General features: G+C 29.5%; 18 protein-coding genes. 14 read left to right on the forward strand and 4 right to left on the reverse strand.

Going from position 1 to position 16,277, the window contains the following annotated elements; genetic code table 11:
• The first annotated feature begins 25 nt into the window (after positions 1-25).
• From sstT to aat, 13 genes are read left to right on the forward strand one after another with little or no spacing between them, the layout of a single operon-like run.
• Positions 26-1,249: a serine/threonine transporter SstT gene (gene sstT, locus FBF06_RS06375; RefSeq protein WP_032583759.1), complete on the forward strand. Its 1,224-nt coding sequence runs from the start codon at positions 26-28 to the stop codon at positions 1,247-1,249.
• 9 nt (positions 1,250-1,258) lie between these two features.
• Entirely contained in the window at positions 1,259-2,146 is an 888-nt protein-coding gene (locus FBF06_RS06380) for an aspartate carbamoyltransferase catalytic subunit (RefSeq protein ID WP_002859135.1), read from the forward strand.
• 3 nt (positions 2,147-2,149) lie between these two features.
• On the forward strand, positions 2,150-3,871 hold the full coding sequence (locus FBF06_RS06385; RefSeq protein WP_002901081.1) for a M3 family oligoendopeptidase: 1,722 nt from the start codon (positions 2,150-2,152) through the stop codon (positions 3,869-3,871).
• Entirely contained in the window at positions 3,865-4,302 is a 438-nt protein-coding gene (locus tag FBF06_RS06390; protein ID WP_002867198.1) for a hypothetical protein, read from the forward strand. Before FBF06_RS06385 ends, FBF06_RS06390 begins: the two co-directional genes overlap by 7 nt.
• Positions 4,299-6,374 (forward strand): 3'-5' exonuclease, encoded by a 2,076-nt coding sequence (locus FBF06_RS06395; RefSeq protein WP_052775743.1) that lies wholly within the window; start codon positions 4,299-4,301, stop codon positions 6,372-6,374. Before FBF06_RS06390 ends, FBF06_RS06395 begins: the two co-directional genes overlap by 4 nt.
• Positions 6,371-7,189, forward strand: a complete 819-nt coding sequence (gene truB, locus FBF06_RS06400; RefSeq protein WP_032583764.1) for a tRNA pseudouridine(55) synthase TruB — start codon at positions 6,371-6,373, stop codon at positions 7,187-7,189. The genes FBF06_RS06395 and truB overlap by 4 nt, the downstream gene beginning before the upstream one ends.
• The gene (csrA, locus tag FBF06_RS06405) at positions 7,183-7,410 is read left to right on the forward strand and encodes a carbon storage regulator CsrA (protein WP_002852854.1); all 228 of its coding nucleotides are present in this window, start codon (positions 7,183-7,185) and stop codon (positions 7,408-7,410) included. The genes truB and csrA overlap by 7 nt, the downstream gene beginning before the upstream one ends.
• Positions 7,407-8,174 (forward strand): 4-(cytidine 5'-diphospho)-2-C-methyl-D-erythritol kinase, encoded by a 768-nt coding sequence (locus FBF06_RS06410; RefSeq protein WP_032583766.1) that lies wholly within the window; start codon positions 7,407-7,409, stop codon positions 8,172-8,174. The genes csrA and FBF06_RS06410 overlap by 4 nt, the downstream gene beginning before the upstream one ends.
• Positions 8,171-8,623 (forward strand): SsrA-binding protein SmpB, encoded by a 453-nt coding sequence (gene smpB / locus FBF06_RS06415; protein WP_002853449.1) that lies wholly within the window; start codon positions 8,171-8,173, stop codon positions 8,621-8,623. The genes FBF06_RS06410 and smpB overlap by 4 nt, the downstream gene beginning before the upstream one ends.
• Before the next feature lie 10 nt (positions 8,624-8,633).
• Positions 8,634-9,236: a TlpA disulfide reductase family protein gene (locus tag FBF06_RS06420; protein WP_032583770.1), complete on the forward strand. Its 603-nt coding sequence runs from the start codon at positions 8,634-8,636 to the stop codon at positions 9,234-9,236.
• Positions 9,236-9,526, forward strand: coding sequence for an ATP-dependent Clp protease adaptor ClpS (locus tag FBF06_RS06425; protein WP_002852892.1), 291 nt, complete (start codon positions 9,236-9,238; stop codon positions 9,524-9,526). Before FBF06_RS06420 ends, FBF06_RS06425 begins: the two co-directional genes overlap by 1 nt.
• Positions 9,523-11,652: an AAA family ATPase gene (locus FBF06_RS06430; RefSeq protein ID WP_014516801.1), complete on the forward strand. Its 2,130-nt coding sequence runs from the start codon at positions 9,523-9,525 to the stop codon at positions 11,650-11,652. Before FBF06_RS06425 ends, FBF06_RS06430 begins: the two co-directional genes overlap by 4 nt.
• Complete coding sequence (gene aat / locus FBF06_RS06435) at positions 11,627-12,274, forward strand: leucyl/phenylalanyl-tRNA--protein transferase (protein WP_002826100.1); 648 nt, start codon at positions 11,627-11,629, stop codon at positions 12,272-12,274. The genes FBF06_RS06430 and aat overlap by 26 nt, the downstream gene beginning before the upstream one ends.
• 21 nt (positions 12,275-12,295) lie before the next feature.
• Here the strand turns inward: aat and cetZ are convergent, their stop codons facing one another.
• The 3 genes from cetZ to FBF06_RS06450 all read right to left on the reverse strand — a co-directional run bounded on the left by cetZ (position 12,296) and on the right by FBF06_RS06450 (position 14,666).
• On the reverse strand, positions 12,296-13,585 hold the full coding sequence (gene cetZ, locus FBF06_RS06440) for an energy taxis response protein CetZ (RefSeq protein ID WP_002860211.1): 1,290 nt from the start codon (positions 13,583-13,585) through the stop codon (positions 12,296-12,298).
• An 80-nt stretch (positions 13,586-13,665) separates the two neighbouring features.
• Positions 13,666-14,292 carry a MarC family protein gene (locus tag FBF06_RS06445; protein WP_002860212.1) on the reverse strand — a complete coding sequence of 209 codons (627 nt, stop codon included), beginning with the start codon at positions 14,290-14,292 and terminating at the stop codon, positions 13,666-13,668.
• Between the two features lie 14 nt (positions 14,293-14,306).
• Positions 14,307-14,666: a methionine-R-sulfoxide reductase gene (locus tag FBF06_RS06450; RefSeq protein ID WP_002826104.1), complete on the reverse strand. Its 360-nt coding sequence runs from the start codon at positions 14,664-14,666 to the stop codon at positions 14,307-14,309.
• An 89-nt stretch (positions 14,667-14,755) separates the two neighbouring features.
• On the opposite strand from FBF06_RS06450, the gene FBF06_RS06455 reads away from it, so the two are divergent.
• Positions 14,756-15,553, forward strand: coding sequence for a ferritin-like domain-containing protein (locus FBF06_RS06455; RefSeq protein WP_002859123.1), 798 nt, complete (start codon positions 14,756-14,758; stop codon positions 15,551-15,553).
• On the opposite strand, the gene pssA is transcribed toward FBF06_RS06455, so the two are convergent.
• Complete coding sequence (gene pssA, locus FBF06_RS06460; RefSeq protein WP_168977590.1) at positions 15,544-16,272, reverse strand: CDP-diacylglycerol--serine O-phosphatidyltransferase; 729 nt, start codon at positions 16,270-16,272, stop codon at positions 15,544-15,546. The genes FBF06_RS06455 and pssA overlap by 10 nt on opposite strands.
• Positions 16,273-16,277 lie beyond the last annotated feature (5 nt).

Raw genomic sequence — 16,277 nt, forward strand, 5'->3', positions numbered from 1 at the left:
TATAAAAAATATTTAAAAGGTTTTTATGTTTTCTAAAATCATTCAAAGCTACGCTAAAGGCAACCTCATAGTTCAAATTTGCATAGGTATAGCACTAGGAATACTTATAGGCATTAGCTCTAAAGAAATATCTGAAATTGCAAATTTACTTGGAATACTTTTTACAAGTGCCTTAAAAGCTATCGCTCCTATGCTTGTTTTTATTTTAATTTTAACCTCAATTTGCACTAAAGATTTTTCTCAAAGTGGTGCTAAGATCAAAAATATTATCATTTTATATATAGTAGGCACCTTTTTTGCTTCAGCTTGTGCAGTTCTTGCTAATTTTTTCTTCCCTGTAAAGCTTGTTTTAGATGGAGTTCAAACTGCTACAAACTCATCTCCAACCCACATGAGTGATATTTTCAAAGATCTTTTATTTAAAATTGTCGATAATCCCATAAATGCTCTTTCAAGCGGAAATTATTTAGGAATTTTAACTTGGGCAATAGCTGGAGGTATAGCATTCAAACACTGTTCTAACGAAGCAAAACAAGTTTTTATAGATATCAATGAAGGGGTTTTAAAAATCGTTAAATTTGTAGTAAAACTTGCCCCTTTTGGAATTTTTGGACTTGTGGCTAATTCTGTAGCACAAACAGGAGCACAAGGTTTGCTAAGTTATGTAAAACTTTTAATTTTACTTGTAGCTACTATGCTTTTTGTTACTTTTGTTATCAATGCCTTAATAGTCTTTTTTTATACAAGAAAAAATCCTTTTCCTTTAATTTTTATCTGCTTAAGGCACAGTGCATTTTTTGCCTTTTTTACAAGAAGTTCAGCGGCAAATATTCCTGTAAATATGGCACTTTGCGCTAAACTTGGCATAGATAAAGAATTTTATGGCATTTCTATACCTTTAGGAGCTACTATCAACATGGCAGGAGCAGCAGTTACTATAGCTATTTTAAGTCTTACTGCAGCCAATACCGTTGGTATAGAAATCAGTCTTTTACAAGCCTTTTTATTAAGCATTATTGCCACCTTTGCAGCTTGTGGGGCTAGCGGAGTTGCGGGCGGATCTTTACTGCTTATACCTTTGGCTTGTTCTTTATTTAATATAGACTATGATATTGCTATGAAGGTAGTTGCCATAGGTTTTATTATAGGGGTTATTCAAGATAGTGTTGAAACTGCTTTAAATAGTTCTACAGATGTTCTTTTTACAGCAATTTGTTCTAAAAATGAATTAAATTACAATATCAAATAAGGTAAAAACATGCGTCATCTCATCACTACAAAGGATTTTAATAAAGTCGAAATTATGGAGCTTTTTAAAGAAGCAAGTGATTTCTTAGATGAAAAACCTAGAACTTTTCTTGAAGGAAAAAGTATCACGACAATTTTTTTTGAAAACTCTACACGCACCCTTTCATCTTTTGAAAGCGCTGCAAGAAGATTAGGTGCTAGGGTTTTACGCCTTGATGTTTCAAGATCAAGCTCTAGCAAAGGAGAAACTCTTTATGATACTGCTGCTAATTTAGATGCCATGAGTCCTAATGCTATTGTTGTAAGACACGCAAACTCAGGAGTTCCTTTGATATTAGCAAAGCATATGCATTGTCCAGTTGTTAATGGAGGAGATGGAAAACACGCCCATCCTACCCAAGCTTTGCTAGATTTATTTACTATTTATAATCATTTTCAAGGCGATGTCGAAGGTAAAAAAATTTGCATCGTAGGTGATATTAAAAATTCCCGCGTTGCAGCGTCCAATATAGAACTTTTAAGCAGGTTTAATCTTGATATTACCCTAGTAGCTCCACCACATTTTATGCCTAATACCCATCTTAAAAAACATTATAAGCTTGATGAGAATATCATAGCAAATTCAGATATTATCATGAGTCTTAGAACACAAACAGAAAGACATAATAAAACCGTTTATGCTTCACTTAAAGACTATGCAAATGATTTTTGCATTCAAAAAAGCTTAGTAAAGGATAAAAAGCTTATTTTACTACATCCAGGCCCTGTTAATCGCAATATTGACATAAGCGATGAAATGATGAGCGATGAAAGGACTTTAGTTTTAAAACAAGTTAAAAATGGAGTGGCTATTAGAATGGCTGTTCTTAAAAAACTCATACTAGAAAATGAAGGATAAAAAATGTTAGAATGGGATTTAAGTGCTTTATTTCACGATAAAGAATCATTGCAAAATTTTACACAAGATCAAATCCAACAAAGTTTAAATTTCAAAAAAAACTATGAAAATAAACTTTATACATTAAATGCTAATGAGTTTTTGCAAGCTTTAAAAGATTATGAAAATTTAAATCAAGCTCTTGGTAAAATCATGACTTATGCTTATTTGCTTTTTGCTAAAAACACTCAAAATGGTTCTTTTTACGCACAATACGAAGAAGAATGCAAAAAAATAGAAGAAAATTTACTCTTTTTCGAGCTTGAATTTTGCGAGTTAGCTCCTGAGAAAAGTCGAGAATTTACAACTTTTTGCAAAGATTATGATTTTTATCTTTCTAATTTATTGCAAAACAAACGCTATAATCTTAGCAAAAACGAAGAACGCATTATGCTTTATCTTTCAAATACAGGTGCAAATGCTTTTAGTAGACTTTTTGATGAAAGTATGAGTGCTTTAAAAATCCCTTTTGAAGGTAAAAAACTTAGCGAAGAAGAAATTCTAAGCAAAATGTATGATGAAGATAGAAAGATACGCAAAAAAGCTGCTAAAAAATTCAGTAAAGTTTTGCAAAAAAATAGCAGACTTTTAAGTTTTATTATCAATATGATAAAAACAGAAAGAAAAAATATAAGCTTATTAAGAGGTTATGAAAATGCTGAAATTTCAAGACATATCAGCAATCAAATTTCACAAAAAAGCGTTGATTCTTTGATAGCAAGTGCGCAAAAACATTTTAACTTAGTATCGCAATTTTACAAAAGAAAAAAACAAATTTTAGGCTATGATGAGCTTAAAGACTATGATAGATATGCACCCATAGGAAAAGAAGCAAGTTTTGATTTTAAAACAAGTAAAAATATTGTTTTAGAGGCATTTCAAGCTTTTTCTCCGCAATTTTATAATATAGCAAAAAATGCTTTTGATCAAGGTTGGATTGATGTTTATCCGCAAGAAAATAAACAAGGGGGTGCTTTTTCGCATTCTGCAACTTCTGATGCACATCCTTTTGTTTTATTAAACTACACCAATAAAAGACGCGATCTTTTTACACTTGCACATGAATTAGGACACACTATCCATCAAAAACTTTCGTATAATGTAAGCTATTTAAATCAAAACACGCCTTTAACCACCGCAGAAACAGCTTCAGTTTTTGCCGAAATGCTCGTATTTGATTTTATTAAAGATAAGTTAAAAAAAGAAGAACTCTTATCTTTATATGCAAATAAAATCGAAGATATTTTTGCAACTTTTTATAGACAGATTAATTTTACTTGTTTTGAAAGACGCTTACATGCTCAAGAAAATGAACTTAGCACCGAAGAAATCAATAAAATTTGGATGGAAGAATCTCGAAAGATGTTTCAAGACAGCGTAAAACTTACAAAAAATTATGCTTCTTGGTGGAGTTATATTCCTCATTTTATCCATTCTCCTTTCTACTGCTATGCTTATGCTTATGCACAACTTTTAGTTTTAGCTCTTTATGGACTTTACAAAAGTAAAAAATGTGAAAATTTTAAAGAACTTTATATCAAAATGCTTTCTTTAGGCGGAAGTGTGAGTCCAAAAGAACTAGTAGGAATGTTTGGCTTTGATATAGAAGATGAAAATTTTTGGGAAATAGGCATAAAAGAAATTCAAAAACTCATCAATGAATTTATGGAGTTACAATCATGCTAGAAAAAATTTTAAAAAATGAAAATTTTATCCATACCATGCAAAAGCATTGCCATGAGATTATTTCACATCTTATAGAAGAAAATATAGAATTTTCAATAGTTGCAAATACAAATTTCATAGATTTTAATCCTGAACTTCCCAAAGAGCTTGATGTTAAACAAAATCCTTATGCTCTTTTTGCTCTTGGAGGATACACCTTTGAATCCATACAACTAAATAAAGATTTCATTCAATTTCACGCAGGTTTTGGCAATGATGATTTTGATAGTTTTGTAAAGGTTGATTTAGGAGCTATCACGCAAATTCAAATAGAAAATAGCATTTTATTTGTTAATTTTAGCCTTTATAAACGCGAAGATAGCAAAAATTTACAAAAATCGAAAAATATATTTTTAAATAATCCAAAAAATAAAGATATTTTCAAAAAATGAATCTATTTGAAGATTTAAATGATAGTCAAAAACAAGCGGTAAGCCACATTGATGGAGCTATGCTTATCCTAGCGGGTGCAGGTAGTGGAAAAACCAAAACTATTACCACTCGTCTTGCTTATCTTATCGGTGAAGTAGGCATCCCCTCGCATAACACTCTTACTCTTACTTTTACAAATAAAGCAGCTAGTGTTATGCGTCATAGAGCATTAAATTTTCTGCAAGGCAATCACAATCCTTTGCTTTGTACCTTTCATAAATTTGGACTTTTATTTTTAAAACTCCATTTTGAAAGATTGGAGCGTAAAAATAGTTTTATTGTTATCGATACAGATGATACAAAAAAAATAATTAAAGACTTAATCCATGATAAAAACAAAGATAATGTCTATGATATTATCAAATACATATCTTATTGCAAAAATGAAGGCAAAAGAGTAAGCAATGTCTTTGAAGATTTAAATTTACTAAAAGAACATAATTTTGAAAAATATCAAAATGAATACAAATTTGCCAACTATTACCGTGCTTATGAAGAATACTTATTAAAACAAAATTTTGTAGATTTTGATGATCTTTTATTGCTAAGCAATCTCATTTTAGAAAATGATATAAATTTTGCCAAAGAACAAAGCTTACTTTATAATTACATTACAGTTGATGAGTATCAAGATACTAATACCTTGCAATATAAAATTCTAAAAAATCTATGTTGTATGCATGAAAATATCACAGTTGTTGGTGATGATGATCAAAGTATTTATAGTTGGCGTGGAGCAAAAATTGAAAATATTTTAAATTTTCAAAATGATTTTAAAAATGTTAAACTTGTAAAACTTGAACAAAACTATCGTTCAGTAGGGACTATTTTACAAGCAGCAAATAATCTCATATCTCACAATGAGCAACGACTTGGAAAAACTTTAATCTGCACTAAAGATACTGGGGAAAATATTAAAATATTAAAAAACGAAAACGAAAAAGATGAAGGTTTATATATCGCTCAAGAAGTGAAAAAATTGCTAAATTCTGGAGTAGAAGCTAAAGAGATCGCCATTTTATTTCGAGTTAATGCACTATCAAGAGCAATAGAAGAAGCATTTATGAAGAAACAAATTTCTTATAAACTACTTAGTGGTATGCGTTTTTATGAGAGATTAGAAATAAAAGATTTAATCTCGTATCTTAGACTTATCTTAAATCCAAGCGATGATTTGTCGTTTAAACGTATTATTAATCGCCCCAAAAGATCCATAGGAGAAAAAGCCCTAAAAAATTTAGAAGAATATGCAAAAAAACGTCAAATTTCACTTTTTGACGCCCTATGCGAAAGCGATGGTGGTGTAGGAATTTTAACAACAAAAAAAGCACAAAATGAAGCAAATATTTTTATACAAAATATTCACACTCTAAAAAGCTACGATAATGCAAAAAAGGTTTTTGACAATATAGAAGAATTATTTAAAATTAAAGATTATTTTTCAGAGCAAGATGATGGAGATGAAAGAATCAGAAATCTTGATGAGTTTTATGCTAATCTAAAAGAAAAACTCAAAGAAGATCCCAAAGCTTCTTTAGAAGATCTACTTAGTGAAATTTCTTTATTAAGCGATCAAGATAATTTAGATGAAGAATGTGTTTGCTTGATGAGTATTCATGCTAGCAAAGGTTTGGAATTTGATTATGTTTTTATAATAGGCTTTGATGAAGGATTTTTTCCTTTAAATAGCGAAGAAAATCTCGAAGAAGAACGCCGTCTTGCTTATGTTGCCATCACTCGCGCCAAGAAATTTCTCACAATAAGTGTTGCAAATTCTCGTTTTTATCATGGTTCAAGAGCAAATATCAATCCTAGTCGCTTCTTAGAAGAAAGTAAATTAACCAATGAAAAATCAAAAAATCAAAATATACAAAAAACTAGTTTTTGCAAAGGAGATCTAGTTAAACATAAAATTTTTGGCATTGGCAGGGTTGTTGAAGTTAATAAAAGCGGAAAAGAGGAAAAGCTTAATATTAATTTTGGTGGTATAATGCGTGTAATCATGGCAAGCTTTGTGGAAAAAGCAGTATGAACAAGATCTTTGCAGCCTTTAAACCAAGGGGTTTAAGTTCTAATGCCTTTTTAAGTACTTTAAAGAAAAAATATAAAAATAAAAAAGCAGGATATTCTGGCACTCTTGATCCTTTCGCCAAAGGGGTTTTAATCGTTGCATTTGGACAATATACAAAACTTTTCCGTTTTTTAAAAAAAACTCCAAAAACCTATAAAGCTACTTTATGGCTTGGAGTTTACTCCTTAAGTCTTGATGATCAAAATATAAAAGAAATTAAAAATATAAAAGAATTTGATCTTGCAAATTTACAACAAATCATTGATCAAATGCAAGGAATTATCTCCTATACACCACCGCAATTTAGCGCCAAAAGAATCAATGGAACTCGCGCCTATGAACTTGCAAAAAAAGGTATAGAAGTAAATTTAAAACCTTGTCAAATGGAAGTATTTGATTGCAAGATTTTAAGCTATAATCATCCTTTTTTAAATATCGAAATCACAGTCAGTGAAGGTGCTTATATAAGATCTTATTGTGAACTTTTTGCTAGAAAACTAGGTATTAATGCGACTTTAAGCTCTTTAGAGCGCATTAAAGAAGGCAAATTTGTTTATAATAATGAGAAAAGCTTAAATGTGTTAAAATACATTAACCTAAAGCCAAATTTTATCAAGGATTTAAATAAACTCGAAAATGGTGCTAAAATTTTTGTCGAAGAATTAGAATTTCATGATGAAGGAGATTATTATATTGAAACAGAAAAATATTTTAGCATAATTAATATTAAAGAAAATACAGTAAAATATCTTCTAAATAAGGTTGAAAAATGTTAATATTATCAAGAAAAGAAAATGAAAGTATAATTATCGGAGAAGGTATAGAAATCAAAGTCGTTCAAACAGGGAAAGGATATGCCAAAATAGGTATAGAAGCTCCAAAATCCCTTATGATACTTAGAAAAGAACTTGTTCAACAAGTAAAGGATGAAAATTTGCATTCTGTTGTTCAGAATGATATTAAACTTGATGACTTAAGCAAAAAACTAATCAAATGAAAGCTTACGCTAAAGCAAATATTTTTTTAAAACTTACCGGTTTTGACTCAAGAAAATATCATCTTTTAGAATCACGATTTATACTTTTAAAAGATGTTTTTGATGAGCTTGAGCTTATTGATAAAGAATCAGATTCTAAAAAAGAATTTGAAATCATTAGTAATTTTAAATGCGAAAATAATATTATTCAAAAAGCTTATTTGCTACTTTCTAGAAGATATAATAACGAATTAAAAGAATTATTTAGCAAAAAAAGCCTAAAACTCACAAAAAATATCCCAGTATGTGCTGGACTTGGCGGTGGAAGTAGCGATTGTGCGAGTTTTTTACTACTAATGAATGAAACCCTAAATTTAAAATTAAACCTGCAAGAACTTATAAATTTAAGCATGCAACTAGGAAGTGATATTGCCTTTTTTTTAAGTGGCTTTCACTCTGCTAATGTAAGTGGCTGTGGCGAAATTATAGAAGAATTTGAAGATGACATACCTAATTTAAAATGGACTTTTCCACAAATATCTTGCCAAACTAAAGCTGTTTATGATGAATTTGATAGAGGAATATTTGACTTTCAAAAAAACAATAATCAAGCGCAAATCTACAAAAAACTCAGCACAAAAGAGTTGTTACAAAACTTTAAAAACAAAGAATTAAATGATTTATTTACTCCTTGTGCAACTTTATATCCTAAAATGAAGTCTTACTTGCAAGAAGATTTTTTTCTAAGCGGTAGCGGTAGTAGTGTTTTTAAGGTTGATCGATGAAAATTATTGCGAGAAATAAAAAAGCTTTATTTGATTATAGCATCATAGAACGCTTTGAAGCCGGAATTGTCCTTAAAGGAAGTGAAGTTGTAGCCTTAAGAGCAGGAAGAGCAAATCTTAAAGACTCTTTTGTTCGCATTATAAAAAATGAGATTTTTTTACTTAATTCTCATATTTCATTGCTTCATACTACACATTCTTTCTATAAACACGAAGAAAGAGGTGCTAGAAAGCTTTTAATGCATAGAAAGCAAATTGATAAATTATTAGGTAAAGTAAGTATAGAAGGATATACTATCGTTGCATTAGATCTTTATTTTAACACAAAAAATAAAGTAAAAGCTACCCTTGCTTTAGCTAAAGGGAAAAATTTGCACGACAAGCGTGAAACTTTAAAGAAAAAGCAAGCCGATTTAGAAGCTAGAGTTGCTATGAAAAATTATAAATAAAGGAAATTAAATGAAAAAAATTTTAACCCTATTTTTAATAAGTTTAGCATTTTTTCTTAATGCTTGCTCCAAAGAAGAAGAAATTCAAAATGATTTTATGTTTGAAGAGTATCACAAAGGAGATAAAATAGTATTAAATAGTGTAAATGGTGGAAGCAAAACTTTAATAAGAACAGATAAAGGTTTTGTGGTAGAAGGAGAGGAAGGAAAAGTTCTAATGTTTGATTTTTTTGGCACTTTTTGCACCCCATGTAAAGAAGAAGCTTTAGATCTTAGCAAACTTTGGAAAAATAATTCTAGCAAATTTATCATTATAGGACTTACACATTTTGAAGATGTTAGCGATGAAACAGTTAAAAAATTCGCGGATGATTATGGTGCTTACTATTTTCTAAGCAATGACAGCTCTAATGATCGTATTATTGCTCAAATTTTAAAAGATATAGACTATCAAAATATGGAGCAACTTCCTTTTAAAGTTGTTTTAAAAAATGGAATTTATCAAAAAATAAGCGATTACTGGAATAATAATACTCCAACAAATTTTTATCTTGGTAAAATTCCAACAGAACTCATGCAAGAAGATTTAAATAAAATCTACAAAGGAAAATAATGCCAAAAACCCAAACTCTAGAGCAAACAAAACTTAGTGAACCAAAAATGTATAAAGTTATACTCTTAAATGATGATGTAACAACCATGGATTTTGTTATAGAAATTTTGATGAATATTTTTCATCAAAACCTTGAGAAAGCAAGTCAAACAATGTTAGAAATTCATCACAATGGTTCTGGAATTTGTGGCATTTACACCCAGGAAATAGCTCTTTCAAAACAAAAAAAAGTTATGGATGCGGCTAAACTTGCTAATTTTCCACTACAAGCAAAGGTGGAAGAAGAATGAAATACCAAGAAAATTTACAAAAATATCTTGATAATGCCAAAAATCTAAGCTTAATAAATCACCATGAATTTGTTACCTGTGAGCATGTACTGTTTGCATTACTAAAACTAAGCACTGATTTTAAGGATATATTTGAAGAATTTTCAGATGGAGATCTTGAACTTCTAGAAACTGAATTAAAAAATTACATTTCTCAAAACAATCAAGTTATTAAACAAGAAATAGAACCTACAATATCTGTTGTTTTAGATGAAATCTTACTTTCATCTAAAAATAAAAATAATGAAATTAAAATTATAGATTTTTTAGAAAAGCTCATACAGGATTCAAGAAGTTATTCTAGCTATCTCTTAAAAAAACACAACATAAATCTTAACAAAATTCAAGAACTTCAAAATCATGAAAATATACAAAATTTAAACAACCACACAAGTGATTTAACACTTTTGGCTCAAAATGGCAAGATTGATCCTTTAATAGGAAGAAAATTTGAACTTGAAAGAATGATGCAAATTCTTTCACGTCGCAAGAAAAATAATCCTATTTTAGTAGGAGAAGCAGGAGTTGGCAAAACGGCCATTGTAGAAGGATTAGCATTAGCTATTGCGGAAAAAAAGGTGCCTAAAAACTTACAAAATGCAAAAATTTTTAGTCTTGATATGGCTAGTATACTTGCGGGAACAAAATACCGTGGAGATTTTGAGAAAAGAATTAAAGAAATTTTAAATGAACTTGAGAAAATACCCAATGCTATTTTATTTATTGATGAAATTCACACTATAGTAGGAGCTGGAAGCACAGGAGAATCTCATACTGATTTTTCCAATCTTTTAAAACCAGCTCTAAGTAATGGAACTTTAAAATGCATAGGTGCAACAACTTTTATGGAATATAAAAATACTTTTGATAAAAATAAACCCCTAAGTCGCCGTTTTGCTAAAATAAATGTAGATGAACCAAGCCAAGAAGAAAGCTTGCAAATTCTTAAAGGATTAAAAAACAAATATGAAGAATTTCATCATATAAAATTAAACGATGAAATTCTTCAATATGCTGTAATTTGGGGTAAAAAATTTTTTAATGATAAATTTTTACCTGATTGTGCTATAGATCTGATCGATGAACTTGGCGCTTCTTTTGCTTTAAATCCAAAAGCTAAAAAAAATGCCAATTTAAAAGATTTAGAAAATGTTTTAGCAAAAATGACCCACCATCACAAAATATTTGAATTCGATCAAAATAAAGCTTTAATGAATTTAAAAACAAATTTAAAAGCAAAAATTTTTGGCCAAGATGAAGTTATAGATAGCCTTGTTTCATCACTTAAGCAAAGTTTTGCGGGATTTAAAAATTCCAATACACCACGCGGAGTGTTTTTGTTTACTGGATCAAGTGGAGTTGGAAAAACAGAACTTTGCAAAGCTTTAGCTGAATTTTTAGGTTTAAATTTAGAACGCTTTGATATGAGTGAATATGCAGAAAAACATACTATAAGTAAACTAATAGGATCTCCAGCTGGATATATAGGTTTTGAAGAGGGTGGACTTTTAAGCAATGCTATTCGCAAAAATCCTTTCAGTCTTGTTCTTTTTGATGAAATAGAAAAGGCTCATCCTGATTTAAGCAATACCTTTTTACAGATTTTTGACAATGCTGAACTCACCGACAATAGCGGTCTTAAAGTAGATTTTAAAAATACAATCATTATTATGACATCTAATCTAGGACTTAAAGAAAGCAATGAGCTTGGTTTTTTAAGTAAAAATGAAGAAAAAAGTAATCGTGCTATCAAAGATTTTTTTGCTCCAGAATTTATTAATCGCATTGATAAAATTTTACATTTTAATGATTTAAACGATGCTATACTTGTTAAAATTATCGAAAAAGAACTTGATGAAATTTCTAAAAATTTAAATAATATAAAATTATCAATGGATGATAAAGCCAAAATTTATTTAGCTAAAAAAGCCTATAATAAAGAATTTGGAGTAAGGCTTTTAAAACGCATAATTTCTGAGGAAATAGGAGAAAAAATCAGTGATGAAATTTTATTTGGAAAGCTTAAAAAAGGTGGTATAGCTAAAATCAAACTTGGTAAAAATGGAAAGCTCAAATTTATATTCTAAATTACTCAATGCGCCTAAAAATGCTCCTGTATTTTTAAGTCAAAATTTAGAAGCTGATTTTATTGTAAAAGCTTATACTTTTGGTCTATTCCCATGGACAAGTAAACCTGTAACTTGGTGGTGTCCAGATCCTAGATGCATTTTAATTCCAAATCAAATTCACATCCAAAAAAATATGAAAAAATTTATTAATCTCTATCAAATTAAACTTGATTATGATTTTTTAAAATTAATTACATTATGTCGCGATACACGCTCTCAAAGCTGGATAGATGATGAATTTATTACCACTTATTATAAGTTATTTACCCAAGGCTATGCGCATAGCCTTGAACTTTATGAAAATAATGAACTTATAGGTGGAATTTATGGTTTAATTTTAGGCAAGGTTTTCTTTGGTGAAAGCATGGTAAGCATTAAAAAAAATGCATCTAAAGTTGCCATGATTAAACTTTGTGATTTATTAAAACCTTATGATTTTATCATAGATTGTCAAGTTTATAACCAACATTTAGAATTTATGGGTGCTCATAATATTTCTAGGAAAGAATTTTTAAATATTTTAAAAGAAAAATGCAATCAAGAAAGTGGTTTTAAAAATTTTAAAGATTTAATTACTTAAAAATAAGCGTGAAAATCACGCTTATGACATCGCTTTAGCAACTTCAGCAGAGCTTTCACGAATTTTCTCCATACACTCTCTTGCTTCTTTTGCAAGTTCAACACTCTGATTAACATCCTCTAAACCGCTTTTAATACTCTCAACCACTTGTGATGTAACATTGCGAATAGAATTAATCGTAGTGGTAATTTCATTAACCGAATGCCCTGTTCTTTCAGCTAAATTTCTTACTTCATCAGCAACAACAGCAAAACCTCTACCATGTTCACCAGCACGTGCTGCCTCAATAGCAGCATTTAAAGCAAGCAGATTAGTCTGATCAGCAATATCACTAATAGTTTGAATAATAGATTTAATTTCATCTGATTGTTGATTTAAAGAGGAAACAAGATTTGAACTTTGAGACATCATATCAGCAATATTCTGAACATTTGAAACAGTGTTTTCAATTACACGATCTCCATCTTGAGTAAGATTATCATTTTTTTCTGCAAGTTCGCTTATGAGACGAAGTTTTTCTTGATCTTTTTTAACTTGTTCGCTTATATCTGTAGCAAATTTAATAACCTTGTAAATTTTTCCATCATCATTTTTAACCGGATTATAACTTGCTTCAAGGTATACTTTTTTATTATTTCTTCCGTATCTTATATATTTACCTGATTGAAATTTACCCTCTCTTAAATCTTCCCAAAATTGAACATAGTCCTTAGAGTGTCTATAATTAGAATCACAGAACATACTATGATGCTTTCCTTTAATCTCATCAATATTAAAATCCATAGTTCTTAAAAAATTTTCATTAGCCGTAATAATAGTCCCATCAGGTTTAAATTCAATAATAGCCATAGAACGATTAGCAGCAGCAATAGTATTTCTAAGATCAAGCATTTCATAATGTCTTTGAGTTATATCATTGGCAAATTTAATAATTTTATAAACATAACCATTATTATCACTAATTGGAAGATAATTTGCTTCTAAATAAACATCTATCCCTCCCTTAGCTATACGTCTAAAAAGACCACTTCTAGCTTTTCCATCTCTTAAATCTTTCCAAAAATCACTATATGCTGAAGAATTAACAACTTCAGGCAAACAAAACATACTATGATGCTTACCCTTGATCTCTGAAAGGGAGTATTTCATAGTTGTTAAAAAATTTTGATTTGCCTCTAAAATAACGCCATCGGTAGTAAATTCAATTACCGCCATGGTATTCCCAATAGATCTTAAAATATCTCCTAAACCATTACATTTTTTTTCAAGTTGTTCAATTATTTTAGTATTATTTTTCTTAGCACCAAACATAAAACTCACCTTTTTAATAATAAATTATTTTAAAATTATATCATATTTATATAGTATTATTTACTTAAAATTATATTAATTTATAAGTTAAATATATCCTTTAAACCTACAATAATCATCTTAAACCCCATAGCAACAATAAATACTTGTGCTATACGAGAAAAAACATGTAAAATCAATTTTCCAACTATTTTTTCTATAGTAGCTGCAAAATGAAAAAGTATAAACATAAAAATAAAAGCTATCATTACTCCGCCAAGAGCAACATCAAGCCCACCATCTTCGGCTATAACAATAACGCTAGCTAAAGTTCCAGGCCCAACAAGCATAGGAAATGCCATAGGTATTAAACTCTGTCTTAAAATTTCCTTATCATCCATATCTTGATAAGAACTAAAATCCTTAGTTGCAATTTTTGTTGAAAAAAGTAAATTTTTAATAGCCATTATAATAAGAACCAAACCACCAGAAACCCTTAAATCATCCAATGAAACTCTAAAAATATAGTTCATAAATAAAGGTCCTGATAATAAAAACACCAAAACTATAGTAAAAGCTGTATAGAGAATAGTTCTAAAAAGTTTTTTTCGAAGCATTAAAGGCAATCCATCACTCATAGCCAAAAATTGAGTTAAATTACCAAAAGGATTTAATATAGCAAGTAAAGTAATTGCAGCAAAAAACATCAAATAAAGCTCAGAACCCATACTAGAAAACACTATCAATCCTTAGTTTTTACAAATTCCAAAGAAATAGAATTTACACAATGTCTTACATTTTTAGCAGAAAATCCTTCTCCTTCAAAAACATGACCTAAATGTCCATTGCAATTTGCACATACAATCTCGGTTCTAATCCCATCTTTATCAGGAATTCTTTTAACAGCCCCTTTTATTTCATCATCAAAGCTAGGCCATCCACAACCTGATTTAAATTTATCTTCGGATTTATAAAGCGAAGCTCCACATTGCTTGCATTGATAGATTCCTTTTTCATAAAAATCATTATATTTCCCACTAAAAGGAGCTTCTGTTCCTTTATTTAAAATTACTTTTTTTTCTTCTTCATTTAATTCTTTCATGATCTACCCTTGTAAAATAATTTTTATATTATATAATTAAATTTTCAATTTTAAATGATAAATTTTTATAATTTTCAAGAAAGTTTTAAATGCAAAAAGAATTTTTTCAAGAACTTCAAGATATTTTATATGAAAAAAATATAACTATAAAATTTCACTCTTTTCAAAATTTTTATGAAGACTTTAAAAGCCACAAATTTAATTTTAATCACGAGCATCAAAGCATTTTCAAAAAAAATACATCACAACAAATTACCTTGCTTCATCCTACGCGTATAAGAAGGCCTAAATTTGTCAATTCAACTCATGCGCTTGCTAAAATAATTCATTCAGTCGCTCATATAGAATTTAATGCAATTAACCTGGCTTTAGATGCGAGTTATCGCTTTAAAAATCTACCTTTGCAATTTTATTACGATTGGCTGGAGGTAGCAGGTGAGGAAATTAAACATTTCAAACTTTTAAATTCAGCACTTAAAGAACTTGGTTACAAATATGGAAATTTTCCAGTGCATGATAATTTAGAATCTGCTCTAGAAGCTACAAAAGACTCTTTAAGCTTTAGAATGGGAGTAGTTCATAGAGGTTTAGAAGCTAAAGGGCTTGATGCCAACCCCTTTGTTGTTCAAAAACTTCAAAGTTCCAATCATTCCATTAAAAATCTTCTAATGGAATATCTTGAAATTATACTTAATGATGAAATAAAACACGTTAAAAAAGGAGATACTTGGTGGAAATTTGCAAATCAAAACAGGTATGATTTTATTGAGCTTTGCAAAACGTTTAAACAATTCTCTCTTGCGGGAAAAAAACTTAACATTCAAGCAAGAATCAAAGCTGGCTTCACTCAAGAAGAATGCGAAGTCATTGAAAAATTTTACTCTTGATTTCTTATCTTAAATTTTGAAACGATAATGGTATATAAAACCCGAATAATTCCATAAAGCACATACAAGCTTGCTAAAATTACTAAACTTTCAAGAGGGTAAAGATATAAAAATGAAAATATTATAATTAAAATAATCAAAACTTTTAAAACACTAGAACGATTAAAATCAAGCTTTTTAAAACTAGGATAACGTATATTACTTACCATTAAAAGCCCTAAAATTGCTTGAAGCACCAAAAAAACTACGCCATAAGGCTTTAAAAAATCATAACTGATAAACGCATAAGTCCATATAGCACTCACAACTGCTGCAGTAGGTATAGGAAGACCTATAAAAACGGAGGGTTCATAAGTGCCTGTGGTAACATTAAATCTCGCCAAACGAATAGCTCCAAAAACCACAAAAAAAGCTGTAATCAAAGATCCAAGTTTTCCAAAATCATAACCTATAGCCATATAAAAAAGAACCGCTGGAGCAACTCCAAAAGCTACTAGATCAGCCAAAGAATCAAATTCTACCCCAAATTTTGAAGTAGAATTTGTAAGTCTTGCAACACGGCCATCAAGCCCATCGCAAATCAAAGATAAAATAATATAAATCAAAGCTGTATAATAATTTCCATGTATTGAAGCTATAATAGAAATAACCCCTAAAAAAGCTGAAACAGCTGTAAAAAGATTGGGTAAAATATAAATTAGTTGCGGTCTGTTATTCATTATTT

It is taken from the genome of Campylobacter sp. CFSAN093227, from assembly GCF_012897855.1.
Taxonomy (GTDB): domain Bacteria; phylum Campylobacterota; class Campylobacteria; order Campylobacterales; family Campylobacteraceae; genus Campylobacter_D; species Campylobacter_D jejuni.